Source organism: Rhodococcus sp. ZPP, assembly GCF_017656075.1.
Lineage (GTDB): Bacteria > Actinomycetota > Actinomycetes > Mycobacteriales > Mycobacteriaceae > Rhodococcus_F > Rhodococcus_F oxybenzonivorans.
The window spans coordinates 408322-432278 of record NZ_CP058639.1 but is presented as its reverse complement, the minus strand read 5'-3'; the positions used below and the strand labels follow the sequence as shown (position 1 = coordinate 432278).

Annotated in this window: 22 protein-coding genes; 14 read left to right on the top strand and 8 right to left on the bottom strand. The window is 64.4% G+C overall.

Annotated elements, in window-relative coordinates:
* Positions 1 to 460: 460 nt before the first annotated feature.
* Complete coding sequence (locus HYG77_RS33295) at positions 461 to 658, top strand: hypothetical protein (protein WP_208963891.1); 198 nt, start codon at positions 461 to 463, stop codon at positions 656 to 658.
* Positions 659 to 893: 235 nt separating this feature from the next.
* On the opposite strand, the gene HYG77_RS40135 is transcribed toward HYG77_RS33295, so the two are convergent.
* The 7 genes from HYG77_RS40135 to HYG77_RS33265 all read right to left on the bottom strand — a co-directional run bounded on the left by HYG77_RS40135 (position 894) and on the right by HYG77_RS33265 (position 8865).
* Positions 894 to 1244 (bottom strand): hypothetical protein, encoded by a 351-nt coding sequence (locus tag HYG77_RS40135; RefSeq protein ID WP_244461529.1) that lies wholly within the window; start codon positions 1242 to 1244, stop codon positions 894 to 896.
* Complete coding sequence (locus HYG77_RS40130) at positions 1229 to 1534, bottom strand: transposase (RefSeq protein ID WP_244461469.1); 306 nt, start codon at positions 1532 to 1534, stop codon at positions 1229 to 1231. Before HYG77_RS40130 ends, HYG77_RS40135 begins: the two co-directional genes overlap by 16 nt.
* Positions 1535 to 1809: 275 nt before the next feature.
* On the bottom strand, positions 1810 to 4461 hold the full coding sequence (locus tag HYG77_RS33285) for an ATP-binding cassette domain-containing protein (protein WP_208963890.1): 2652 nt from the start codon (positions 4459 to 4461) through the stop codon (positions 1810 to 1812).
* 52 nt (positions 4462 to 4513) lie between these two features.
* Entirely contained in the window at positions 4514 to 5392 is an 879-nt protein-coding gene (locus tag HYG77_RS33280) for a branched-chain amino acid ABC transporter permease (RefSeq protein ID WP_208963889.1), read from the bottom strand.
* A gap of 29 nt (positions 5393 to 5421) precedes the next feature.
* Complete coding sequence (locus HYG77_RS33275; RefSeq protein ID WP_208963888.1) at positions 5422 to 6612, bottom strand: ABC transporter substrate-binding protein; 1191 nt, start codon at positions 6610 to 6612, stop codon at positions 5422 to 5424.
* Positions 6613 to 6787: 175 nt separating this feature from the next.
* Positions 6788 to 7546 (bottom strand): class II aldolase/adducin family protein, encoded by a 759-nt coding sequence (locus HYG77_RS33270; RefSeq protein WP_208963887.1) that lies wholly within the window; start codon positions 7544 to 7546, stop codon positions 6788 to 6790.
* A 53-nt stretch (positions 7547 to 7599) separates the two neighbouring features.
* A complete protein-coding gene (locus tag HYG77_RS33265; RefSeq protein WP_208963886.1) occupies positions 7600 to 8865 on the bottom strand; it encodes an amidohydrolase family protein in 1266 nt (421 codons plus the stop codon).
* Positions 8866 to 9756: 891 nt separating this feature from the next.
* On the opposite strand from HYG77_RS33265, the gene HYG77_RS33260 reads away from it, so the two are divergent.
* The 7 genes from HYG77_RS33260 to HYG77_RS33230 all read left to right on the top strand — a co-directional run bounded on the left by HYG77_RS33260 (position 9757) and on the right by HYG77_RS33230 (position 17805).
* Positions 9757 to 11604: a 2-oxoacid:acceptor oxidoreductase subunit alpha gene (locus HYG77_RS33260; RefSeq protein WP_208963885.1), complete on the top strand. Its 1848-nt coding sequence runs from the start codon at positions 9757 to 9759 to the stop codon at positions 11602 to 11604.
* A gap of 52 nt (positions 11605 to 11656) precedes the next feature.
* On the top strand, positions 11657 to 12706 hold the full coding sequence (locus HYG77_RS33255; protein WP_208964249.1) for a 2-oxoacid:ferredoxin oxidoreductase subunit beta: 1050 nt from the start codon (positions 11657 to 11659) through the stop codon (positions 12704 to 12706).
* Between the two features lie 75 nt (positions 12707 to 12781).
* Entirely contained in the window at positions 12782 to 13642 is an 861-nt protein-coding gene (locus HYG77_RS33250; protein WP_280123332.1) for a 3-hydroxybutyryl-CoA dehydrogenase, read from the top strand.
* A 20-nt stretch (positions 13643 to 13662) separates the two neighbouring features.
* Complete coding sequence (locus HYG77_RS33245) at positions 13663 to 15276, top strand: AMP-binding protein (protein WP_208963884.1); 1614 nt, start codon at positions 13663 to 13665, stop codon at positions 15274 to 15276.
* Positions 15273 to 16046, top strand: a complete 774-nt coding sequence (locus HYG77_RS33240) for an SDR family oxidoreductase (RefSeq protein WP_208963883.1) — start codon at positions 15273 to 15275, stop codon at positions 16044 to 16046. The genes HYG77_RS33245 and HYG77_RS33240 overlap by 4 nt, the downstream gene beginning before the upstream one ends.
* Before the next feature lie 40 nt (positions 16047 to 16086).
* Positions 16087 to 17136: an LLM class flavin-dependent oxidoreductase gene (locus tag HYG77_RS33235; protein ID WP_208963882.1), complete on the top strand. Its 1050-nt coding sequence runs from the start codon at positions 16087 to 16089 to the stop codon at positions 17134 to 17136.
* 36 nt (positions 17137 to 17172) lie between these two features.
* Positions 17173 to 17805 (top strand): TetR/AcrR family transcriptional regulator, encoded by a 633-nt coding sequence (locus HYG77_RS33230; protein ID WP_208963881.1) that lies wholly within the window; start codon positions 17173 to 17175, stop codon positions 17803 to 17805.
* A 27-nt stretch (positions 17806 to 17832) separates the two neighbouring features.
* Here the strand turns inward: HYG77_RS33230 and HYG77_RS33225 are convergent, their stop codons facing one another.
* Positions 17833 to 18585: an SDR family NAD(P)-dependent oxidoreductase gene (locus HYG77_RS33225; protein ID WP_208963880.1), complete on the bottom strand. Its 753-nt coding sequence runs from the start codon at positions 18583 to 18585 to the stop codon at positions 17833 to 17835.
* Between the two features lie 228 nt (positions 18586 to 18813).
* Here HYG77_RS33225 and HYG77_RS33220 point away from each other — a divergent pair, with 228 nt between their 5' ends.
* From HYG77_RS33220 to HYG77_RS33195, 6 genes are read left to right on the top strand one after another with little or no spacing between them, the layout of a single operon-like run.
* On the top strand, positions 18814 to 20052 hold the full coding sequence (locus HYG77_RS33220; protein ID WP_208963879.1) for a Rieske 2Fe-2S domain-containing protein: 1239 nt from the start codon (positions 18814 to 18816) through the stop codon (positions 20050 to 20052).
* On the top strand, positions 20045 to 20479 hold the full coding sequence (locus tag HYG77_RS33215) for a nuclear transport factor 2 family protein (RefSeq protein WP_208963878.1): 435 nt from the start codon (positions 20045 to 20047) through the stop codon (positions 20477 to 20479). The genes HYG77_RS33220 and HYG77_RS33215 overlap by 8 nt, the downstream gene beginning before the upstream one ends.
* A complete protein-coding gene (locus tag HYG77_RS33210; protein WP_208963877.1) occupies positions 20476 to 22137 on the top strand; it encodes an FAD-dependent oxidoreductase in 1662 nt (553 codons plus the stop codon). The genes HYG77_RS33215 and HYG77_RS33210 overlap by 4 nt, the downstream gene beginning before the upstream one ends.
* Positions 22134 to 22484 carry a ferredoxin gene (gene fdxA / locus HYG77_RS33205; protein ID WP_208963876.1) on the top strand — a complete coding sequence of 117 codons (351 nt, stop codon included), beginning with the start codon at positions 22134 to 22136 and terminating at the stop codon, positions 22482 to 22484. The genes HYG77_RS33210 and fdxA overlap by 4 nt, the downstream gene beginning before the upstream one ends.
* A 46-nt stretch (positions 22485 to 22530) precedes the next feature.
* Positions 22531 to 23241, top strand: a complete 711-nt coding sequence (locus HYG77_RS33200) for a PIG-L deacetylase family protein (protein ID WP_208963875.1) — start codon at positions 22531 to 22533, stop codon at positions 23239 to 23241.
* The gene (locus tag HYG77_RS33195) at positions 23238 to 23939 is read left to right on the top strand and encodes a 4-carboxy-4-hydroxy-2-oxoadipate aldolase/oxaloacetate decarboxylase (protein ID WP_208963874.1); all 702 of its coding nucleotides are present in this window, start codon (positions 23238 to 23240) and stop codon (positions 23937 to 23939) included. The genes HYG77_RS33200 and HYG77_RS33195 overlap by 4 nt, the downstream gene beginning before the upstream one ends.
* Positions 23940 to 23957 lie beyond the last annotated feature (18 nt).

Sequence of the window (23957 nt, the reverse complement as noted above, 5' to 3'; positions counted from 1 at the left end):
GTCGGGACCGACACCGATCTGGTCCACGAGTTTCGGCGACGTGTTTTCTGGTCATCGATTTCGAGCACATCGCCGCCGCGCGGGACGCCTCTGATTCGTCGTCCGGGGACGACCGCCGCCAACGAGCATCACGCGCGTGGCCGAGGCGGTCGTACCGGTAGAGCTCACGATCGGAGCGCGGCAGTCGTGCGGCGCCGCAGCTCCGTGGCCGCTCCGACCCGATGGCATCGGCGAGCTGGACTCGGCACACGACGTCGAACCGTCCACTGTGAAAGGGGGCAGGGTGGCCACGGCCCGAGTGCGCGGCCTCGAATGAGTCCGCGGCGCCTCGGGGCTCCCGGTAACTCGCCGAATGGTCAAGTTGTTCCGCCCGTGGACTTTCCGGCAGCGATCGAGCGGTTTCGTGGATTTAACCCGTTTAGTGGTGTGGAACTTCGCTGGCCGTGGCATATTGCTGGCCATGCCGAAGTACCAGGTGACTCTTCGCAACGGAACCTCGAGTGACAGAACCTTCGACTCGGACTTTCAGGCGATCAACGAGACGTACAGGCCTACTGCATCCCAAGCGGGCATCATCCAGATCACTCGCTACGAGGAAGATGGGGGCTTGACCGACGTGTGGTCGCATGCGGCCACGGGCCGGGCCAACCGCAGTTGATGTCCGTCATGCGCGGCGAGGCGACACGCTCACGGCACGGATGCGATCGCCGGAGTCGGTGATATGGACGATGACCGGTCGCTGGCCCACCTGTCAGCGGTCGGACGCGACCAGCTGCTGGTCGTCGTCTACGCCTGTCCGCCCCGGTTCGTTGTGGCACCCTGACATCTCATGTTCGTAAGAGAGCGTCCGGATACTCATGAGGTTCGTGCAAGTCGTCGAGTCATGAGGCCGATCACGGCGATGTACACCATGGTTTCGTGGTGGTCGGGTCTGGTTTCGTAGTCGCGGACGCAGCGGCGGTGCTTGTTGATCCAGGCGAAGGTCCGCTCCCACACCAGACCTGGGGCCGCCCGTGGAATCCGGTGCTGCCCGGGATGCGTTTGATGATCCAAATCCGAAGGGCGACGACCTGGTTCGCCCGGCCTATCAGCCGCCGGGGGTAGCCTCCGTCGGCCCAGACCAGCCGGATCGTGGAGAAGGTGTCACGCAGACGCGCGAGTAGTCGGAACGCGGCATCGCGGTCCTCGATCGACGCGGCGGTGACCATCCCGGCCAGCAGCAACCCGGTCACATCCGCCGCGATGTGTCGCGTGCGCCCATTCGTCCGTTTCCCGCCGTCCCATCGCGACTGGACCGGGGCACCGTGTCGGCGGCGGGCAGGTCTGCGAGTCGATGACCGCCGCGGTCGGGCATCGGTCTCGTCTGGCTCGCACCCGTAGCCGGTCTCGCAGCGCGTCGTGGATGCGCCGCCACCCCGGCTCGGACCCAGTGGGTGAACACGTCGTAGACGGTGGTCGGCGGCGGGAAGTCGGCGGGCAGCTGGCGCCACGCGATCCGGCCCCGCACCAGGTGCAAGATGGTGTCCAGGATCATTCGGCGGTAATGCTTTTCGGGCCGCCCGCTGGCCTGCCGTATTACCTGGCGGCAGCAGCGGTTCCAGCATCGCCCACTGCGCGTCAGCGACGAGGACGGATACACCGTGCGGCGATGCCCGCGCGCCGCGTGGGGCGGCCACGACGAACACTGCGGCATCAGCGCTGATGATATTGGTGGAATCCTGGGTGGCCCTGTCGACCTACTCCTGAGCCTATGAGGTGGATATAGTGAGACTTTGCCGGGGTGCCCTGTCGTAGGGGGTAGTCGCCTCGTCAGAAATATACTTCTTGCAATTCATGAAGCGATCCGCTGTTTCCCTCGAGTTCGACGAGAGACCCGTCCCGTAAGACGTACATCCGATCACAGACGCTTGCGAGGGTCTGGATGTTTTGGTCAACGACAAGCACACCCTCGCCGCTCTCGCGGGTAAGCCCCACCAACGCTTGCAGAGCTTCGCTGGTGGCCTTGGGGGATAGCCCCAGGCTGAGTTCGTCTACCATCAAGATGGAAGGCTTGGCGGCAAGTCCCCGGGCTATCGCGAGCATCTGTTGCTGGCCGCCACTCAAGAACCCGGCGGGGCGCTGCAATAGTGGCCTGAGTGCAGGGAATCGGCTCAGGATTTGATCTAGGTTTTCGTTGGTCAATTTGTGCCCGATCGCCAAGGCGCCGACCTGCAGGTTCTCTAGCACAGACAGTGATCCGACGACGCCCCTACCCTCGGGCACGTGGATCAATCCAGCCCTGGCTGCGTCCACCGGTGACGGGGGAACGGTGACCGCGTCAAGGTTGACCAGGCCATCACCGCGACCGATCATTCCGGACAGGGCTCGAAGCAACGTCGTCTTCCCCGCACCATTTCGGCCCGTAAGCCCCACGAGTTCCCCTCGGGAGACACGCAGGGAGATCTTGTCGAGGACGCACGCCGGCCCGTATCCTACGGTCAGGTCGGTCACTGCCAACCCCTGCGACGACGTATCTGTGCGAGATATTGTCAGCTGCAATGCCTTTGAGTATGGCAGAGCGCTATCAGCCGGTTCGACCGACGAGTAGCGAGGTGGTTCCCCCGCCGTGGAACCACCTGCACCCTCCCGGTGCAGCACTTCGACAGGCTTGCCGACGAACGCTTCCAGTACCCGCTCGTCGGATGTGACCTGGTCTGGCTGACCGGAGGCCAGTACCTTTCCCCCGTCCAGTACGGTGACCGTATCGGCCACCCGCCGAACAAAGGCGACATGGTGCGCGACAAGTAAGACCGTTACGCGTCCATTGGCACGAAGTTTGAGTATCGCGTCTTCGACGATGTGGATCTCGTGTTCTCCCAGTCCGGCAGTGGGCTCGTCGAGGAGCAGGATCGTCGGCTCTGCCACGAATGATCTAGCCAGGTCGACCAGTTTCCGGTCAGCTAGCGAGATTTCATCGGCTCGCTTGTTCCAGGTGGATTCTGCAACCCCGACCAGGCGCAGAGCCCCTTCGCACCTTGCTCGAGTGTCGGCGTCTGCTTTCCGCCCGAGAGTAGGGCGTAGCAGATCCACGAGCAACCAGCGCCGTTGCTGGCTCAAGAGTCCAAGTGCGACGTTCTCGACTGCGGACAAATCGTCGACGAGCGACGGATTCTGGAAGGTCCGCCCTACTCCAGCAGCACGAATTTCCGGTGGTGACAGCTTGGTAGTTGCAAGGCCATTGACTCGGATCTCTCCACTCGTCGGTCGGAGTAGACCGGTGATCGCGTTGATCAGCGTCGTCTTACCAGCACCGTTTGGTCCGATCAAGGCATGAATCTGTCCTTGGGTCACGGTGATGTCGACTCCACTCAGTGCATGTACTCCATCGAATGCCACACTCACGTCGGCAATCTCCATTGCGGCCGCAGTCGCTGCCACGTCGCATTCGTCGGCAAACGTCCGGCCAGAGTCCAGCTCTGCGAGATCGGCCTCCGGTGAGGTCTCGCAGGCTTCCATGCTTCCGGACTCGCCTCCCGTGCCAGTCAAAGTTCGCGGACGACTTGGTAGCCGCTTCGTGGTCGCACCGCCCCACCTGGACAGGGCTCCCAAGATTCCCGCCGGAGCCAGCACAACAAAGACAAGAAAAGTGATACTCGCGTACAGAGCCTGGTTCTCCGGAGCGCCTTGAAAGATGGAGGGTAGTGCCGCAAAAAAGAGTGCACCGAGCAATGGTCCCAATAATGTTCCCTGTCCTCCCACGACAACCATCGCCACCAGGGTGATAGATACCCCGGCGGAAAATGAATCTGGTGTGATGACGGTAAGTGCCTGGGCAATGACGACCCCGGCCAACGCTGCACCCAGGCCTGTGAAGACAAAGGCGGTCCACTTGGCTTGCTTGATCCTGACCCCGAGTAGGGACGCGACCTGCTCGCTCGACCGCACTAGCCGAAGTTCGTGACCGCGTCTTCCGCCGCCGAAATTTGAGGAGGAAAACAGAACGACAGCGAGAAAGCCGAACGCGAGGTAATACAAGCCGACGCCGTTGCCGAAATCGACACCAAGAACGTACAGATCGGGCACGAGCAGACCAGATTGGCTACCGGTGAGACTGACGAACGCACTTGACTGCAGACCTGCCGACACCACAAATGCCAGAAAGAAGGTGACAACGGCGGAACCAAAATGCGAAAGTTGGACCACCGCGAGTCCGATAATTCCGCATGCAATCAAGGTAAGTCCTACGCAAATGGTAAGCGCAATTATGGGAGACAGCCCGGCGGTTCTCGCCACGGTCCAGGCATACGCGGCGATTGCAACTAGAGCCCCATGTCCGAACGAAAGTTCGCCAAGATATCCCTGCCAGAGGTTCATTCCGACAGCTACTGCGCCCCAGGCCATGCTGAGTATCAGGACGTACTGCCACGAGGCGTCGCGGACGATCATCCCGAGGGCTGCAAGCGTTACAAGCGCCGTAGCCACGCCCGAATACCGTCGTAATACGGCTGTCGGTAACTGTCGCTGCACCGAGTGCTCAAACACGATGTACTCTCCGCTCTCCAAAAATTCCCTGTGGGCGAATGACGAGGACGGCAATCAGCGCCGCGAAGATGACGAGGTTGGCCGCGTCGGGTCCGAAGTAGGTTGCGACTACATTGCTCAGAAGACCAGCGCAGATCCCGCCGACAACCGCCCCAGTCAGGCTGGTGAGCCCAAAAGCGATCGCCGCTGTAAAAGCGTAGAGTAAGTAGCCTTCGAGCATAAAGGTCGAGACGTAGACACGGTTGGCGGATAAAAGGCTCACGATCGCGGCCAAGAAACTACTGATTCCCCAGGCGATCGCAAATAATCGATCGCTACGAACACCGAGTAGCCGGACCGTTTCGCGGGACTCGGCCATGGCGCGTGTGAGCAAACCGGCTCGGGTATATCGAAAAAAGAGACTGAAGCAGCCAAGGAGAACCCCTGCAACGGCGAACGTCTGTATCAGTGAATAGTTGATTTGGATCCCAAAGAGGCTGAAGCCGCCAGAGCTGAGAAGTTGAGGAAATTGGAATGGCTGACCGGCGCCCCTGAATCGGTCTACGAAAGCTGCTAATACCAGCGAGAGGGCGAGCGTCCTGATGATCACATTAGTTTTACCCGCACTCGGCTTGGGGCGAATGACGCCGTAGAATGTAAGAACACCCAACAAGGTGCTGAACAACAATCCGACGATGATGGCCACGCCAACTGGGACGCCGTACTCGACCATGACAGTCAAGGCCACGAAGGCGGCGGCGGTTCCCATCATTCCCTGGGCGAAGTTCACGGTGGCAGTCGCCTTGTACAACACAACCATCGCAAAGGATAGGAGTCCGTAGAGCATTCCGACGGTGACGCCGCTCAGGACCGTTTCCAGGAACAGACCCATGACACTCTCCTATATTTGGTGGGTGAGCCTCACGGCAGAACCGGTACGTTGACGGTCTCGGCTGCCTGGTATTGACCGTCCTTGACAGTGACTGTTGGCAGTGAAGTCAGACCCATGTGCGATTCTCGAGAGAAGGTCACGGGGGGGATGAGGGGACTCACCTGACGGTCCTGCATGGAGGCAAGTGCCGTGACCAGGCTCTCGCTGGTTGGGTCAGGTCCAGCGAGTTCGAGTCCCGCGACCACTGCCTGCGCGATCGCGCAACCGAACGTCGTCACTGTGTCGATCTGTGAGTCCGGGTAGTACTTTCGTACCGCTTGCAGGCAATCGACTGCGCTCGGGTCCGTGGGTGGCTTGGTGATAGCGAGGCTGAAGAGAAGTTCGTGTGCGCTCCGCGGTGTTCCCTGCAGGAAGGTCTCACCGGGAAGCGAGGTCGTACCGAGGATCGCCCTTCTCGGGAGCTGGTCCTTGCCGGCGAGGTAATTTACGATCTTGGTGGTCTCAGCGGGAGCGGAGGTGAAGACAACATAATCCGGCTTCGCCTCGGCGACTTGGAGTGCGACGGGGGTCACGTCGGCCCCGAACGGCACGATTGCCGTGCCGAGGAATGAGCCACCGCCATTTTGGACTGCAGCCTCGACCTTCGCCAGTATCGGATCATTCTGGTCGGACACCGTGCGGACAAGGAAAACGCTTCCTGGTCCGGTCTTCTCGTACGCTGCGGACACCAGAGCGTGTGCCTGGTCAGGGAAAGTGGGAACCATCGCGAAGGCCTGTGGGACTACTGCGTTGACGAAGGCCGGACTCGACTTCGCAGGGAAGAGAAGGGGAACGCCTGCCTTGTCCAGGACCGGGACGATCGCATCGATCGAGCCCGAACCAGAGCCGCCGACAATCGCTATGTTTCCGTCTGTGACCAGCTTCCGCACGTTCTGCACCGCGCGGGCCACATCGAGGCCGTCATCGAGCAGTGTCAGTTCGATCTTCTTCCCGTCCACGCCGCCGGCATCGTTGACTGCCCGAAAGATCGCCTGCTGCCCTTCGCTCAGGGCCTTGCCATAGCCCCCGGCCGGTCCACTGATTCCACTCGTCTCACCGAGTTTGATGACATCGCCTCGTGATCCGGCGTTACTTGCTGCCCCGCAGCCGGCGAGTGTCAGTGCTAGAGCAGCGGTGGTAAGCCCGCAAGCAAGTCTGCTGATGTGAGAGGACGTGAGCATGACACAACCTTCCGTGTTCGCATTCCCGACGGAATGGCAAAGCTGTCGTTGTCGAAGGACCCCCGCGCCGTATGCAGACCGGGGGTGGATAGCTCGAGGGGTCGACGATCCCCGATCAGGGTGATCAGCGCCCCTGGATGAGGGTACGTAGTTGCCGATCAGGGAATCGGGCAATTCATTCTGCGAGATCAGGCTGTTCTTGTATGATCCGCGCGAATATGGGCTGAAAATTGAACCATCCAGCGCTCTGATCGTAGAGTGCGGCTACCTCTCGAGCAGTCTCCGCGGGAATGGAGTCCGGCTGCCCGGCGGCTAGGGCGAGAAGCTGTGCCTGGCACGAGCGTTCGAGAGCGATGAACCACCACGCGGCCTCGTCGACCGTCGCGCCGACCGTCAGGATGCCATGATTCTTGAGGATCGCGGCGCGATTCGCACCCAAATTCGCTGCGAGGGAGCGACCATCGCTGTCGTCCAGCACGACGCCGTTGTACTGCTCAAAGACGGAGTGCCTCTCGTAGAAGGCGCATGCATCCTGGGTGATCGGATCCAACTTTCGACCGAACGCGGACCACGTCTTTCCATGCAGAGAGTGGCTGTGCGCGACGCCTACGACATCAGGTCTGGCGTCGTGCACACTGGAATGTATCGTGATTGCTGCTGGATTGACGGGACCTGTGCCCTCGACCAAGTTTCCCTCCGCATCGATTAGACATAGATCAGATGCGCGGATCTGGCTGAAGGACATACCCCAGGGATTGACCCAAAGGTGGTCGAGGTATTCGGGGTCGCGGGCGGTGATATGCCCGGTGACCCCGTCGTCGAGGCCGAACCTACTGAAAATCCTGAAGGCTGCGGCCAGGCGAATCTTCCTATGATTTCTCTCCTCGTCAAGCGAAAGAAATGTGGGCGGAGTTGGCAGATCAAGAGTATGCATTATCGGCTACTCCAGGGGAAGGTAATCGGCGTCGTAGATGGCCTTGATGACGGTTAATGCCGGGAAATGAGCGATGAATCGATTAGTGCCGAGGGGGGGAGCGGGTGTTGGTAGAGAGCACTCGCATTCCGGAAACAGAGCTTCTCGATCGTGTCGCGGGGTAGTGATTTCATGTCTCGACTGAAAAGTTCTTGCGAATCAGGCCACGAGGAGTCGGCATGCGGGTAGTCGGTCTCGACCATAACTTTCTCGGCGCCGATGATGTCGAGCATCCGGAATGCCGCTGGATCTTCTATCGACGTAAACCAAAAGTTTCGTCGCAGGATGTCGACTGGGTCCGGGTCTGACGTGCTCCATGTCTCCGAGCTGGCAGCCTGCCGGTACGAACGCGTGAGTCGCTCGATGATCATCGGCACCCATGAGACGCCGGATTCGGACAGTACGATCTTCAGCTTCGGAAAACGCAGTGGGATCCGGGAGAAGATCCAATCAACCACTGCCTGTATGGAGTTCAACGGGAAGAGTGCGACTGTGACATCTGCAGGGGATGCCGCACTCGGTTGGCAGATCGATCCCGAGGACCCCACGTGCAAGTTGACTACGGTCTCGGTCTCTTCGCATGCGCGAAAGAAGGGGTCCCAGTACTCGGAGTAGAGGGAGGGGAGCCCCAATCCCTCGGGGTTCTCCGAGAATGTTACCGACTGGAATCCGCGTTCCTTGTTGTTCCTGATCTCCAGTGCGGCTACCTCAGGGTCAAGGAGCCACGGCAATTGGCATGAGATGAATCTGTCGGGATACGCGCCGCACCATTCCTCGAGCATCCAGTCGTTGTAGGCCCGAACGGAGGCGAGACCGACCTCGCGATCACGCATTCCGCTCAACCGTTTGCCGGCGAATCCCCAGACGAAGGATGGAAAGTTGAGAGATGCGTATACCCCGTTGAGGTCCATATCTTTGACTCGTGAATGAACGTCCCACACACCGGTCCGGAAGTCTTCGTACTTTTGAGGCGCCAGGCTCCATTCTTCGATGGGCCTTCCGACTGCTCCGCACATTGTGAGGCGCATGGGGATTCGGTCGTCCTCAATGTGCCAATACGGGATGCCCTCCTGGTCGGGGACAACTGCTGGTACAAGGTCGCGATACCGCGAACTTGTACGACTGGTGAAGATATCGGCGGGCTCGAGAACATGATCGTCCACTGAGATGAGAGGGCACCATAATTCCCGAGGGCCGGGGTCTGGTAGAAATGTCGGCTCTGACCGAACGAGCCCTCTTCCCTGACTTTCGACATCCGGGTTGTGGATATCAAGCGCCATTACTGACTCCATTCGGTCGACATATCGCTCGGAGATGCTTTGGACCAGTTTTCTCATTCGTTTGGGCAGTGCGGAGTGTGAACCCCATCACGTTGCCCTAACGATTGGAAGGTATACGACCGTCGTAAGGCTGTCAACGGATTCTGTTGTTCACGAGGGCATTCGGGTCGGCGGCAAACTTCGAGGCGCAGGGAGCGCAGGGCGCGCGTGCGACCTGACTACCTGAATTTTTCTGCAGCGCGACCGGTGACGGGCCGCCCGGCATCGCGGTGACCCGGGTGGGTCGCGGGATGAGTGGCTGCGGGTCTTCTTCTGTCTCGGGGTGTCCGACGAGAACGCTGGGCCTGGGCGACTCGCCCGGGCGCCGCCAAGGTCGGCCGGAACCATCCGGCGCGGGGTCATGTCGGTCTGGGGAGATCTCATTCCGAACTGACACCGGTCCGATTCGGCGGTGGTGCATGCAGCAATGCGACGGCATGTGATGCGTTCAAAATGTACACAGTCGTCGTAGGCGCTTGTTCGTGATGGTGCACCGATGACGTGGGGCCTCGGGATCGGCGTTGGGGCATCCGGCCGTCTTGTCACTGAAATCTGCGCGATCAAGCAGTGGAAACCGATGGTGTCACCGACCGTGTCCTGGAGCCAAGGCGCGGCGTCCCGTGCATGGCGGGGCGTCGCGTGTAGGTGTTGGTTTGTTGAACGGGTGCGAGATGCGGCCGCTGCAACAGGAGGGGCGTGTGCGCGAGTCGCGATACAAGGCCATTGACCTTCCGTTCGGAAGGAGATAGATTTCACACATCTGAGCTCGGTTCGGTGATCGCCACCGATGACCGAGATAGTCGCGCCGTACGGTGCATGGTTTGAACGCGTCAGCGAGGAGTGGTGACCCCTATGGACTGCAGTTCCGTCGGCACCAAGCAACTATCGAATGTGATCATCCGGTTTGCCGGAGACTCCGGCGACGGCATCCAGCTGACCGGTGACAGATTCACGGGGGAGACGGCCTTCTTCGGAAACGATCTGGCTACCCTGCGGGACTTCCCTGCCGAGATTCGGGCACCGTCGGGAACGCTCGCAGGCGTGTCGTCATTCCAGTTGCACTTCGCGGACCACGGCATCCATACGGCCGGGGATGCGCCGGATGTCCTGGTGGCGATGAATCCCGCGGCACTGAAAGCGAATATCGGAGACCTCGAGGCCGGGGCCGAGATCATCGTCGACAGCGACCAGTTCAAGCGACGCACTCTGAAAAAGGTCGGATACGGCACCAACCCGCTCGAGGACGGCTCATTGGAGAGCTATCGCGTGCATGCCATTCCGCTTTCCTCGATCACGGTGGAGGCGCTACGCGGGTTCCCCATCAGCAACAAGGATGCCGAACGAGCAAAGAACATGTTCGCGCTCGGCCTGCTCTGCTGGATGTACGACCGTCCTACCGACTCGACCGTCGAGTACTTGCGCCGCAGGTTCGGCAAGCGTGCGGAGATCGCCGACGCCAACGTGGCCGCGTTCCAGGCGGGATATGCGTTCGGCGATACGACTGAAACCTTCGCAACCCGGTACGAGGTTCGTCCGGCCTATATGCCGGATGGTCGCTACCGCAACGTGTCTGGAAACCTTGCCCTCTGTTATGGGCTTCTCGCGGGAACTCAGACGGCAGGTATCCCGTTGTTCCTCGGCGCCTATCCCATCACGCCGGCGTCCGACCTGCTGCATGAACTTGCTCGCCACCAGGCGCAGGGGGTGCGGACATTTCAGGCCGAGGACGAGATCTCGGGGATCGCGGCAGCGATCGGCGCCTCGTTCGGTGGACATCTGGGGGTGACCTCCACGAGCGGTCCCGGCATGTCCCTCAAGGCCGAGGCTCTCGGTCTGGCGATTGCTCTGGAGTTGCCGCTGGTGGTGTGCAATGTTCAGAGGGCGGGCCCGTCGACTGGGATGCCGACGAAGACCGAGCAGGCGGATCTGCTGCAGGCGATGTTCGGTCGCAACGGCGAATCGCCCGTCCCGATTCTGGCTCCGCGCTCGCCGTCGGACTGCTTCGCGATCGCGTACGAGGCCGTCCGGATCGCGACGAAGTACCGAACGCCGGTCGTGATCCTCTCGGATGCACATCTGGCGAACGGATCGGAGCCGTGGCGGTTGCCCGACCTGAACCATCTCCCCGACATCCGAGTTGGATTTGCTACGGAGCCGAACCGCGGCGGCGAGTTCTGGCCGTATCTGAGGGACCCGGAGACCCTGGCAAGGCCGTGGACGGTGCCGGGCACGCCCGGTCTCGAGCACCGCATCGGCGGGCTGGAGAAGCTTGACGGCCGGGGAACCATCTCCTCGGATCCGGACAATCACGAGGCGATGGTGCGGGTCCGCGCGGCCAAGATCGCGGGCGTCGCGGCGGATATGCCATCTCTCGAGGTTGATGACCCGGGTGATCGGGCGGAGGTCCTCGTGCTCGGTTGGGGATCGACCTTCGGTGCGATTTCCTCCGCCGTGCGTGATGTTCGCGAACGCGGTGGCCACGTCGCGCAGGCCCATCTGCGCCACCTGAATCCTTTTCCGGCCAATACCGGCGACGCCCTGGCCCGCTACCGCACGGTGCTCGTCCCGGAACTCAATCTCGGTCAGCTCCGCATTCTGATCAAAGCCGCTTTTGACGTCCACGCCGTCGGATACAACCGCGTCCGCGGCCTGCCGTTCAGCTCGGCGGAACTCGCCGCGCAGATCGAGGAGCTGATCTGACATGCTCGAAAACCCTGTCCTGTTCGACAACCCTATCCGGTCGCCGACTCCGATGTCGGGCCTGGGTTTGGTTCCCGCCACCACCAGAACACTGACGTCCGAGGACTTCAAGACTGATCAGGAGGCGCGGTGGTGTCCCGGGTGCGGGGACTACGCGATTCTGGCGGCCGTTCAGGGATTACTGCCCGACCTCGGGCTTGCCCGCGAGAACATGGTCTTCATCTCGGGGATCGGTTGCTCGTCGAGGTTCCCTTACTACCTCAACACCTACGGGATGCACTCCATTCACGGTCGCGCCCCGGCCATCGCGACGGGTCTGGCGGTATCGCGCCCGGATCTGTCCGTGTGGGTCGTCACCGGTGACGGCGATGCCCTGTCCATCGGCGGAAACCATTTGATTCACGCACTTCGGCGGAACGTGAATCTGAAGATTCTGCTGTTCAACAACCAGATCTACGGCCTGACCAAAGGTCAGTACTCGCCGACCAGCGAGGCCGGCAAGGTCACCAAATCGACGCCGGCCGGATCGGTGGACCGGCCCCTCAATCCGATATCTCTGGCATTGGGTGCTGAGGCGACCTTCGTCGCGCGCACACTCGACTCCGACCGCACCCATCTCACCGGTGTCCTACGGGCGGCCGCGCAGCACCGTGGAACGGCGCTGGTGGAGATCCTGCAGAACTGCAACATCTTCAACGACGGCGCCTTCGACCCGCTGAAGAATCCCGACACCCGGGGTGAGACCACTATCCGGCTGCAGCACGGCGAACCGATGGTGTTCGGGACCACGACCAGAAGGGGCCTGCGAGCCGGCACGCGCGGCGGGTTGGAAGTCGTGGCGCTCGATGACGTGGATTCCGGCTCAGTGTTGGTTCACGATGTCCACGAGCACGATTCGTCGCTTGCCTTCATGCTTTCGCGCCTGGCGGACCGGCCCGACGGCGTCACTCCGCTCGGTATCTTCCGGGATGTGGCCCGTCCCGCCTACGACGATCTGGTCAACGAACAGATTGTCGAGGCAGGGGCCCAGGGCCGCGCACCCGATCTGTCCACGGTGATCGCGGGAAACGACACGTGGTTGGTGGGTCCGCAGCAGGACTAGGTCGCGGCCTGAGGGTCATTGTGATCGACCGTCGGGTGAATCAGATATCTGCAAACACTAGCTAGGGAGCAAGAATTGATTATCGATCAGGTAGGCGTCGTCGGTGGCGGCCTCATGGGAACCGGCATCGCGCGCGTCTGCGCGCTCGCTGGTGCCGACGTTGTGATCTGCGAGGCAGATTCGGACAAGGCAGACGCGGCACGGGCGAGGACCGAGAGCTCGCTCCGCCGTGCGGTGGCGGGTGGCAAGATCACCGACGCCGACTGCACCGGGGCGCTGTCCCGGCTCCGTTACACGGGCACGCTCGAGGAACTCGAGGACCGCGAGCTGGTCATCGAGGCCATCGTCGAGGACGAGACCGTGAAGCGCGAATTGTTCGCCGCGCTCGACAAGGTGGTGACCAGCCCCACCGCCGTCCTCGCCTCCAATACCTCCTCCATCTCGATCACCAAGTTGGCGGCGGCGACCACGCGCCCCGAACGTGTCGTCGGGTTGCACTTCTTCAATCCGGTGCCCGCGCTGCGCCTCGTCGAGCTCATCCCGACGCTGCACACGGAGGCGGCGACGATCGACCGTGTCGAGCGCTTCGCCACCGATGACCTGCAGAAGTTGGTGATCCGCTCCCAGGACCGGGCAGGGTTCGTCGTGAACGCGCTGCTGACGCCGTATCTACTCTCCGCCGTCCGGATGCTCGAGGCAGGCTTCGCCTCCGCCGCCGATATCGACCAGGGCATGGTGGAGGGCTGCGCTCACCCGATCGGGCCGCTGTCGCTCGCCGACTTCGTCGGCCTCGACATTCTGCTGGCGGCGTCAACCTCGATGTATGAGGAGTTCCGGGACCCGCAGTTCGCGCCGCCGCCGCTGCTGCTGCGCATGGTCGAGTCCGGGCTCCTGGGCGAAAAGACCGGACGCGGCTTCTTCACCTACGCGCAATGACCGGACCCGAAGGAGCGCCCATGCCCGAGAACACCCCACCCCTGAGTGTGGCACCGGACGTGCGGTGGTCGCTGCCCGATGCGACCGACGCCGGTACCGCGGTCACGGTGGCCCCCAACCTGATGTGGTCGTTGCGCCGAGCGGCGGGGCTGCACGGCGCCTCGGTCTCGGTGGTCGACGGCGACGTCCGGCTCAGTTACCCCGAGCTGTTGTCCTGGTGCGATCGCCTGGCGTCGGGATTGGCGCGGCGCGGGGCGGGGCGGGGCGACCGGATCGCGATCCTCGGGGCCAACAGCGCGGCGTATCTGGCCGCCTATTTCGGGGTGCCGGCAGCAGGCTACGTCCTGGTCCCGCTCAATGCGCGGCTCGCGGATGCGGAACTGCTGAAGGTGGTGCAGGACTGCGAGCCGGCGATCCTGGTCGCGGACCCGGCGCATCAGGCCCGCGCGGAAGCGCTTGCCAGGTCCGCCGGAACCGGTGCGATCGGTTTCGAGGAACTGCTCGCGCATCCGGCCGACGAGGGCGTCGCGGACCGCGATCCGGAGCCGAGCTCGACCGATCTGGCAGCGATCTTCTATACCGGCGGCACGACCGGACGCGCCAAGGGTGCCATGCTCACCCACGGCAACCTCGCTGCGAACGCGCTGCACATGATCGCCGGGCTCGGTTACGCGGTCGACGACGTCTATCTGCACTGCTCGCCGATGTTCCACCTCGGCGACGGGATGTCGACCTACCCGATGACCTGGGCCGGGGGACGACATGTGGTGATTCCCCGTTTCGATCCGGAGTCCGTGGTGGGCGCCATCGAGACCGAACGGGTCACCTGCACCTTCCTGGTACCGACCATGCTCACCCTGTTGCTCGAGTATCTCGACAGGATTGACCGAGTCCCCGACCTCTCATCGCTGCGACTCGTGGTGCATGGGGGCGCGCCCATTTCGCCCGCCCTGCTCGACCGGGCCATCGCGCGGCTGGGCTGCTCCTTCACCCAGTCGTATGGCATGACCGAGGCGGGACCGATTCTGAGCTTCCTGCCGAATGAAGACCGTCTGCTCGGCAGCGAGGTCCTTCGCTCCGCCGGCCGCCCCGTCGTGGGCGTCGAGGTGCGGGTGGTCCGGCCGGACGGCACCGACTGTGAGGTCGGCGAGATCGGCGAGATCGTCGGCCGCGGACCGAACTTCGCCGTCGGCTACTGGCGGCAACCCGAGGTCACCCGGGAACGGTTCCGGGACGGCTGGTATTGGTCGGGGGACCTGGCGTACCGCGACGAGAACTTGTACCTCTACATCGTCGGCCGGGCCGGGGACGCCATCATCAGCGGCGGCGAGAACGTCTACGCCGCCGAGGTCGAGGCCGCGCTCGCCCAGCACGGCGACGTCGTCGAGGCCGCGGTGATCGCCGTTCCGTCACCGCAATGGGGCGAACAGGTGCACGCCGCGGTGGTGATCCGCCCGGGTTCGGCGACGACCGAGGCCGACCTGGACCGGCACTGTCGCGAGCTGATCGCCGGCTACAAGATCCCCCGCTCCTACGAATTTCACACCCAGCTGCCTCGCACTGGGCCCGGCAAGATCGACAAATTGGCGCTGCGTCGTCCGCACTGGGTAGCGCACGAAAGGGATGTGTCATGACCAGTTCGAACAAGAGGCAGGAACGAGTCGCGCTCGTCACGGGTGCCTCCCGCGGAATCGGAGCCGCGTCCGCGCTGCGCCTGGCCGCACAGGGATACAGCATCGCGGTGAACTTCGCCAGGTCCAAGCCCGACGCCGAGGCGATCGTGAAGCAGATCATTGCGAACGGCGGCAGGGCCGTCGCTATCCAGGCGGATGTCTCGGAGGAGGGTGCGGGGGAGGACCTCGTCCGCGAAACCGATAGTCGGCTGGGCCCGCCGCTGGTGGTGGTCAACAACGCCGGGGTGCAGCGTTCCCGGGCGATGATCAAACAGACCCCAGACGAGTTCGATCAAATGCTCGACACCAATGTCCGCGGGGCCTGGTCGGTGACCCGGGCGGCGCTGCCCCACATGTACGACGCCGGTTGGGGGCGCGTGGTGTTCATCAGCTCGGTGCTCGGCGCGACCGGCGGCCCCGGCGACAGTGGGTACGGCGCCTCGAAGGGTGCCTTGCTGGCGATGTCGAAGAGCTTGGCGTTCGAGGTGTCACGTCGGGGTATCACCTCGAACGCGGTGCTGCCGGGGACGATCCTCACCGACATCGTCGGTGACGTCGATCCGGCGGTGCTCGAGGCCAACATCGCGGCGATTGCGGCGCGCCGTGGGGGAGAACCCAAGGAGGTTGCTGCCGTGGTCGCGTTCCTCTGTTCGGAGGACGCCTCCTACGTGAGCGGTGCCGAGATTGCGGTTCACGGCGGCGGCTGGGTCACCCTGCCCCCATCAAAATGAGCTGTCTGACAGTGGTATTCGAACAGCGGAGGTAAGCGCAATGCAGTATGGACTTGGCCTGTATACCGGGCAGGTACCGCCGGGTGAGGACATCACCTTTCGGGACGAGTACGCCCGGATCATCGAGCAGGCGAAGCTGGCCGAAGCGGTCGGTCTCGATTCGATCTGGCTGAGCGAACATCACGGGGCGGCCGACGGCTACCTGCCCTCGGTGCTGCCTCTCGCGTCGGCGATCCTCGCCTGCACCACCCGGCTGGTCGTGGGGACCGCGGTCCTCCTCGCGCCCTTCCACGACCCGCTCCGGCTGGCCGAGGACGTCGCGGTCCTCGACCAGATGTCCGGCGGGCGTTTCATCCTTGGCATGGGAACGGGATGGCGGCGCAGCGAATTCCGGGCCTTCGGCGCCAACCCGGCCACTCGGGGCCGGGCGCTCGAGGAGACCGTCGAGGTCCTGCGGCGCGCGTGGCAGGGTGAGCGATTCACCTTCGACGGGCGGGTGCACCAGATCGACAGCGCGATCGTCCGACCACAGCCGTTCACCCCGGGCGGCCCGCCCATCTGGTTGGGAGGCACCGGCCCGCGGGCACTCGCCCGCGCCGGGCGACTGGGCGACGGCTACTTCGGGGTGTGCGCTCCCTTCGACGCCATCATGTCGACCTATTCCCGCGTGCTCGAATCGGCACCCGACGAGCGACGGAACTCATTTTCGTTCGGTCAACTGCGATCGGGATTCATCGCCGACGATCCGGAACTCGGCTGGAAGATCGCCGGGAAAGGGATGACCTACACCCAGGATGTGCACGCCCGCTGGGCCGCCGAGGAGGCCGGTGATCCGGTCGCGCCGGATGCCAACCTCACACCGGAAGGGGCCGTGCGTCAGTACAATCTCATCGGCACCGCGGATGAGGTCACCGACGCCCTGCGGCCCTACGAACAGCGCTTCGCCGGCCGAACCGACTCGCACCTGTGCTTCCGCCTCTATCACCCCTACATGCCGCACGACGCGGTGCTCGACGCCATCCAGACGTTCGGTAGGCTAACGGTGCCCGGCCTGCGTGCCACGGCGGAAGGCCAACCGCCGCCGCGGTAAGCGTGGGCCACGCCTACCTGCCGGAGGGGAAAGACGATGCCACCCAAGCGCTCCGCCGAGCGGCACGCCGAAGTTCTGGACGCCGCCATCGAGCTGATCCGCCAGAAAGGCATCGACGGCACCAGCCTGCAGGACATCGCCGACGCCGTCGGCATCAAGAAAGGCAGCCTGAACACCTATTTCGCTTCCAAGGAAGAGCTGGTCGAGCTGATCCAGGCGCGCTTCACCGAGGTCGCGGATCACGAGCTCGTCAAGATTGCCGAGCGCAGCGACCTGGCGCCGGATCAGCGGCTTCGCGAGCTGCTCTACTTCCACGCCGAGCACTGCACCCTGCGTATATCGTCCCCCGTGCTGGTCGGCTTCATGCAGCTGTGGACCTCGCCATCCTCGCCGGACGGTCGTCATCAGCCCGCGGTGGTGCGTGAGTATCAGCGGACCTTCGAGGAGGTCGTCGCGGAGTGCTCACGCAAGCGCATCTTCCGTAAGGTCGATCCCGAGCTCACGGTGAACGGGCTCATGGGCAGCATGAGCTGGTGTGCATTCTGGTACCACGAGGACCAGCACGGACCGCTGCGGCCGCTGGTCGACAAGATCATCGACATGGCCTTCGACGGACTACGCACTCGACCGCGGGCTTCCGGCGGAGCGAAGGAGCGGGCGGCGAACTGACGCCCGCTCCTTCCCGCGCACTGCCTGTCACCGCTTGGACAGCCGGGCCCCGGCGTCGAGGCGGATGACCTCTCCGTTGAGCATTTCGTTGGCGACGATCGCGCACGCGAGCTCGGCGAATTCTGCCGGCTTGCCCAGGCGCGGCGGGTAGGCGACCGACGCGGTCAGTTGATCCTGCAACGCCGCGGGCAGGTCCGTGGTCAGCGTGGTCTCGAACGCTCCAGGTGCGATTGTGGCGCACCGGATCCCGTACTGTGCCAGTTCCCTCGCCGCCGGCAGTGTCATGCCGATGACACCTGATTTGGACGCGGCGTAGGCCAGCTGACCCTGTTGCCCCTCGTATGCGGCGATGCTCGCGGTGGTGACGATTACGCCACTCTCACCGCCATCGGGACGTTCGTTCATGCTCATTCGCCATGCCGCCGCGCGCAGGACGTGGAACGTGCCGAGTAGGTTCACCTCGATCACAGCTGCGAACCGAGCGGGATCGACCGGTCCGTCCTTGCCGATCAGGCGGAATCCGCCGGCGATTCCCGCGCAGTGCACGACGATGTCCACCCGGCCGAGCGCCGATACCGCCGCGTCGAAGGCCGCGTCGACCTCGGCGGCCGAGCCGACGTCCGCGGCGAGCGGAAGCCAGGTGTCGGTGGCCTCACCCCGCGGGGCCGTCAGGTCGAGAGCCGCGACTCGGGCGCCGCGCTGTGACAGCATCTGCGCGGTGGCGAGGCCCAACCCCGCGCCGGCGCCGGTGACCACGGCTACTGCTCCGGGAATCTGCATTGTTACCTCCTGTGTGTGATCGGACCCGCCTTCACGGTGTGGTGCGGGCCACGAATAAATGTCGATGTGATCCGGGTCTTGCTTTCCGCCACGAGACCGCGTTACCCTTCCGAGTGACAGGATAACAGTTCAGCCCCCTGGATGCAGCCAGCTCTTCGCCCGAAGGGCTTGGCCCCGAGGCTGATTCAGCCCGCCCAACTGTGAGGCGTGGACGAGTGGAGGATCCGCATGCTGTCGCATGAAGACAACGAACTCCTGACCCGAGTAGAGGGTGCAGCGCCGATGGGCGCGTACCTCCGCGAGTACTGGACGCCCGCGGTCCGCTCGGAGCGGTTGGTCGCCGACGGCGCGCCCGTGCAGGTCCGGCTGTTCGGTGAGAATTTCGTGGCCTTCCGAGCCACGAATGGACAAGTGGGCTTTCTGGACGAGGCGTGCCCGCACCGAGGGGCCTCGCTGGCACTGGCCCGCAACGAGGACTGCGCCCTACGGTGCATCTATCACGGCTGGAAGATCGACGTCACGGGCACGGTCGTGGAGGTGCCGTCCGAGCCCGCGGAGCGCCTGGCGGACATGGCCGACAAGATCGCGGTCGGCAAGTACCCCGCACGCGAGGCCGGCGGGGTGGTCTGGGTGTATCTCGGAGCCCACGACGATCCGCCGCCGTTTCCCCGGTTCCCGTTCGTCGATGTCCCCGCGGATCACGTCCGCGCCCTGGCAGCGGAGACGAATTGCAACTGGCTGCAGGCGGTGGAGGGCACGCTGGACTCCTCGCACGTGTCGATCCTTCACCAGTCGTGGTTGGGTCAGAGCAGCGGCAGCCTGGGCGAGACGGCGGAAGACTCGGCGCCGCGCTACGAATCCGATGACACCGGCTACGGCATCCGCTTCGCCGCCATCCGACACGCGGGCGCGGACCGGATGCACGTGCGGGTCACCGAATTCGTCATGCCGTGGACGGCGTACATCCCGACCGGAGACGAGGACCGGATCGCGATCATCGGGACACCGATCGACGACGAACACTCGCGGCAATGGTTCATCCGGTGGAATGATGACCATCCGCTCACCGAGGACACCGACACCCACTTCTGGTACCGCGACCTGACGGGAGCGCCGGACGACTTCGCCGAGCTGGTCCGCGGCAAGCAGAGCTGGGGTCAAGACCGGGCCCTCATGGCCGCGGGGCACTTCTCCGGCTTCACCAACCTGGTCCTCGAGGACGTCGCGATCCAGGAGAGCCAGGGCCCGATTGTCGACCGCAGCCGGGAGAAGCTGGGCACCAGCGACATCGCGGTAGTCAAGACCCGCCGAATGCTGCTGAACTCCGTTCGCACACATGAGAAGAACGCGGAGGTGTTCGGGCAGGCAGATCCGCTCGCCCGCCCGGGCACCGCCGGTGTCGCGATGACTCTTGACACCGGTGACGACTGGCGCACCGCGGCGACCGGTGAGGCGCGCTATGTCTAGCGCCACCGGTGTCGACTTCGCGGACTGGCAGGCGATCCGCGAGCTGACCGCAACCTACAACCGGTGCTTCGACAACGCAGATGCGACCGAGTGGGCCGGAACCTTCCTGCAATCGGGGCGCCTGGAAGTCGCGGGCGAAGGCGTCACGTACACCGGGCACACCGAGCTCGCTCAGTTCTGCCGGTCCCGTGGATGGGGCATCCTGCACATGACCCTCGATCCCGAGGTGACCGTCGACGGCGATCGCGCCGAGCAACGCTGCAACCTGCTGATGTTTCGCCGCTACCCGACCCAGGAACAGCCCACACTCATGGCGACCGGTCGCTACACGGACAACCTGGTCCGCACCCCCGACGGATGGCGCTTCGGCCTCAGGGTCGTTCAGTTGGACACGCGCCTCGGGGCGAGTAAGGAGCAGTCGCGATGAGATCTGACACTCGTGGCATTGACGTGAGAGCGGGCGAAGCCGACTCAGTGGCCGACGTCGTGGTGTTCGGCTCCGGCGCAGCGGGTCTCGCGGCTGCGGTAACCGCCGCCGCGGCAGGATGCACCGTGCAGCTATTCGAGAAGGCCGGCACCGTGGGTGGGACGACCGCGAAATCGGGTGGCGTCTACTGGATTCCCGGTAACCACCTGATGGACGAACGCGGCATCGACGATCCCGAGGACCGTGCCGTTCGATACATGGCCCGAGTCAGTGCCCCCGACCGCTACCGCCCCGACGATGCCCTGCTCGGGCTGACCAAATGGGAACACGACCTCATCAGCGGCTACTACGGGCTCGCATCCGAAGCGGTCGAGTTCCTCGGCGGCATCGGCGCGTTGCGCTCCACGATCGAGATGGCACTGCGGTTCCCGGACTACCACATGGGCCTGCCGGAACAGGGCGGGGTGTATGGCCGGGCCCTGTGCCCCGCCGACGACGAGGGCCGGCCGACCGGTGGTGCCGATCTTGTCGCGCAGTTGACCGCGGCCGCGCGGCGGCTGGGCGTCCGGGTCGCGACGCGTCAGGCGTTCACCGACCTGCTCGTCGACGGCGGTCGGGTGGTCGGTGCGGTCGTCCGCGATCTCGAGAACGCCCGCGACCGCGAGGTCCGGGCACGACTCGGTGTGGTGCTCGCGGTCGGGGGCTTCACCCACGACCCGGGACGCAGGGAACAGCACCTGCCCGCGCGGGTCTGGGGCGGGTGCGCCGCCCCGGCGAATACCGGTGACGCGCTCGGCGCCCTCGACTCCCTCGGGATCCCGCTGCACAACATGGAGTGTGCATGGTGGGACCAGGTCGCGATCGAGCACACTCACCAGGGCTCCACCGAGACGCGAGCCGGAATGTGGGTGGCCCCAGGCGATTCGTCGCTGATCGTGGATCTCGCCGGGCGCCGCGTCGGTAACGAGAAGCTGTTCTACAGTGATCGGGCCAAAATCCACCTCGGTGACGGTGCACCGGAGCTGTTGGTGCTGCTCTTCGACAGCCGAACCGAGCAACTGTTCTCCACCGAACAGTTCGCCTACCCGCTCGCGCTGCCGGGGGAATCCACCTCGCACCTCGTCTCGGGCGATAGCTGGGAACAGTTGTGCGCGGGGCTCGAGAGCCGATTGCACTCACTACGATCCGTGACCGGTGGCGCGCGATTGAGAAGTGACTTCCGGTCAAACCTCGCAGCGACCATCGCGCGGTTCAACGACTTGGCGGCCGCGGGCGTCGATGCAGACCACGGTCGTGGTGTCGAGCCGATCGAAAGGTTCTTCACCGGTGAACGGCGTGCCGGGGGCGGACCCAACCCGGTGATGGCGCCCCTGCACGAGGCGGGGCCATACCACGCGGTGCTGATCGGGCTCGGGACCCTTGACACCAAGGGCGGGCCGCGCACCACGACCACCGGCCAGGTGCTCGACGAAAACAGTGACCCGGTTCCCGGCCTGTACGCGGTGGGAAACTGCGCCGCGTCGCCGTCCAACGACGGCTACTGGGCGGCCGGCGCGACCATCGGCCCGGCCCTGGCGTTCGGCTACGGCGCCGGCCGGCACCTCGCCGCCCGGCGCGCTACCGACAACTACGTGCCAGCGCAGGGAGTTACCTCATGACCTTCATCATCGGGGCCCCGTGCGTGGACGTCATGGACCGATCCTGCCTGCAGGAATGTCCGGTCGACTGCATCTACGAGGGCGAACGCAAGCTGTACATCAACCCCGCCGAATGCATCGACTGCGGTGCCTGCGAGCCGGCCTGCCCGGTGGAGGCGATCGCCTCCGACCGGGACGACGACGAGGACTTCGAACCCTTCGTCGCCGACGCAATCGAGTTCTTCCAGACCGTGCTACCAGGCCGCGACGAACCCATCGGCTCTCCCGGCGGGGCCCGGAGCCTTGGACCCGTTGCGGCGGACAGCAGCTACGTCCGCGCGATACCGCGAGCCGGCTCCGACCACTGACCGCAACACCGACCTCGAGCGAACACGAAACAAGGAGACACGAGACATGACCAAAGTGACAGTCGTCAGCGCGCACGGCATGGACTGGGTATGGCGCACGGGCGGAACAATTCTCAAGTACGTCCAAGCCGGGGCGGACGTAACCGTCGTGTGCCTGTCGATGGGGGAGCGAGGTGAGTCCGCGTCGGCGTGGGCTGAGCCCGGCCAGACGGCCGAGAAGGTCCGAGCGCTCCGCCTGGGAGAGGCGGAGAAGGCCGCGGCCGTGGCCGGTGTGGAACTACGCACCTATGACTGGGGCGACTACCCGATGGCCATCGACGACGATCGCCGCCTCGAAATGGTTCGGCTGCTCCGCGAACTTCGACCCGATATCGTACTCACCCACGGCCGACGAGACCCCAACAACCCCGATCACGTCGCGACGGCCGACCTCGTCGAGGCCGCCGCGATCTGGTCACGTGCACACGGACGCCTGCCGGAGCTCCCCCGTTTCGTTGTCGGCCAAATCCACGGCTATGAACCGGAATTCCCCGAGTTCTGCGATTTCAAGCCGGACACCTACATCGACATCAGCGACGTCGCCGAGCAGAAGCTCGAGATGATGCGCTGCTCGCAGGTGCAGGAGTTCATGATCGACGTCTACGAGCAGCGGGCCCGGTACCGGGCGATCATGGCCGGGCTGCTACTGGGCAGGCAGGTCACCCACGCGGAGGCATTCGAAAGCTTCCTGCCCGCGGCCGGGGACCTGTTCCGATGACCAACCATCTGATCAGCCCGTCCATTCTCGACCACGTGGACCGGCGCGCGGGCCCGCTCTCGGCGGAGTTCGCCGATCTCGGGGTCGCGACCGTCCACGAGTCGCAGGGGCGCAGTGGGCTCATGGATCCGGCGATCAAGCCGCTGGTGGAGGGGTCCCGGGTAGCCGGCCCCGCCGTCACGTGCCTGAACCAGCCCGGTGACAACCTGATGCTGTTGGCCGCTTTGGACCTGTGCCAGGAGGGGGACGTGCTGGTCGTCGCCAATCTGGCGCCGTCGACGGCCGGGATGGTCGGCGAGATCATCGCGAGCATCCTGATTGCTCGCGGGGCGGCCGGGCTCGTCGTGGACGCCGGGATTCGCGATGTCCGCGAGCTGCGCCGGCTGCCGCTGCCGGTGTGGGCGAAAACGATCTCTGCCACCGGCACCACCAAGGGCGGCCCGGGCTGGGTGAACACCCCCGTCGTGGCCGGCGGCACCACGGTGCGGCCGGGCGATGTGGTCGTCGCCGACGACGACGGTGTCGTGGTCGTTCCTCTCGAATCGGCCGAGGAGGTCCTCGAGCGTGGCCGCGCCAGGGTCGAACGAGAGGCGCTGCTGCTCGAGGACATTGCGGCCGGCCGATGGCCGGGTCTCTCGCCCGAGTTACGGGATCAGCTGCGCATACTCGGTGTCCACCGGGTGCCCGGGCCGCAGTAGATCGCTTCTGTTCGTTCG

What these genes read in the sequence shown, in the direction of transcription:
- HYG77_RS33295 (WP_208963891.1), top strand. Translation starts at nt 461, where the DNA reads ATGCCGAAGTACCAGGTGACTCTTCGCAACGGAACCTCGAGTGACAGA.
- HYG77_RS40130 (WP_244461469.1), bottom strand. Translation starts at nt 1,534, where the DNA reads ATGATCCTGGACACCATCTTGCACCTGGTGCGGGGCCGGATCGCGTGG.
- HYG77_RS33280 (WP_208963889.1), bottom strand. Translation starts at nt 5,392, where the DNA reads ATGGGTCTGTTCCTGGAAACGGTCCTGAGCGGCGTCACCGTCGGAATG.
- HYG77_RS33275 (WP_208963888.1), bottom strand. Translation starts at nt 6,612, where the DNA reads ATGCTCACGTCCTCTCACATCAGCAGACTTGCTTGCGGGCTTACCACC.
- HYG77_RS33270 (WP_208963887.1), bottom strand. Translation starts at nt 7,546, where the DNA reads ATGCATACTCTTGATCTGCCAACTCCGCCCACATTTCTTTCGCTTGAC.
- HYG77_RS33265 (WP_208963886.1), bottom strand. Translation starts at nt 8,865, where the DNA reads ATGGCGCTTGATATCCACAACCCGGATGTCGAAAGTCAGGGAAGAGGG.
- HYG77_RS33260 (WP_208963885.1), top strand. Translation starts at nt 9,757, where the DNA reads ATGGACTGCAGTTCCGTCGGCACCAAGCAACTATCGAATGTGATCATC.
- HYG77_RS33255 (WP_208964249.1), top strand. Translation starts at nt 11,657, where the DNA reads ATGTCGGGCCTGGGTTTGGTTCCCGCCACCACCAGAACACTGACGTCC.
- HYG77_RS33245 (WP_208963884.1), top strand. Translation starts at nt 13,663, where the DNA reads ATGCCCGAGAACACCCCACCCCTGAGTGTGGCACCGGACGTGCGGTGG.
- HYG77_RS33240 (WP_208963883.1), top strand. Translation starts at nt 15,273, where the DNA reads ATGACCAGTTCGAACAAGAGGCAGGAACGAGTCGCGCTCGTCACGGGT.
- HYG77_RS33235 (WP_208963882.1), top strand. Translation starts at nt 16,087, where the DNA reads ATGCAGTATGGACTTGGCCTGTATACCGGGCAGGTACCGCCGGGTGAG.
- HYG77_RS33230 (WP_208963881.1), top strand. Translation starts at nt 17,173, where the DNA reads ATGCCACCCAAGCGCTCCGCCGAGCGGCACGCCGAAGTTCTGGACGCC.
- HYG77_RS33225 (WP_208963880.1), bottom strand. Translation starts at nt 18,585, where the DNA reads ATGCAGATTCCCGGAGCAGTAGCCGTGGTCACCGGCGCCGGCGCGGGG.
- HYG77_RS33220 (WP_208963879.1), top strand. Translation starts at nt 18,814, where the DNA reads ATGCTGTCGCATGAAGACAACGAACTCCTGACCCGAGTAGAGGGTGCA.
- HYG77_RS33215 (WP_208963878.1), top strand. Translation starts at nt 20,045, where the DNA reads ATGTCTAGCGCCACCGGTGTCGACTTCGCGGACTGGCAGGCGATCCGC.
- HYG77_RS33210 (WP_208963877.1), top strand. Translation starts at nt 20,476, where the DNA reads ATGAGATCTGACACTCGTGGCATTGACGTGAGAGCGGGCGAAGCCGAC.
- fdxA (WP_208963876.1), top strand. Translation starts at nt 22,134, where the DNA reads ATGACCTTCATCATCGGGGCCCCGTGCGTGGACGTCATGGACCGATCC.
- HYG77_RS33200 (WP_208963875.1), top strand. Translation starts at nt 22,531, where the DNA reads ATGACCAAAGTGACAGTCGTCAGCGCGCACGGCATGGACTGGGTATGG.
- HYG77_RS33195 (WP_208963874.1), top strand. Translation starts at nt 23,238, where the DNA reads ATGACCAACCATCTGATCAGCCCGTCCATTCTCGACCACGTGGACCGG.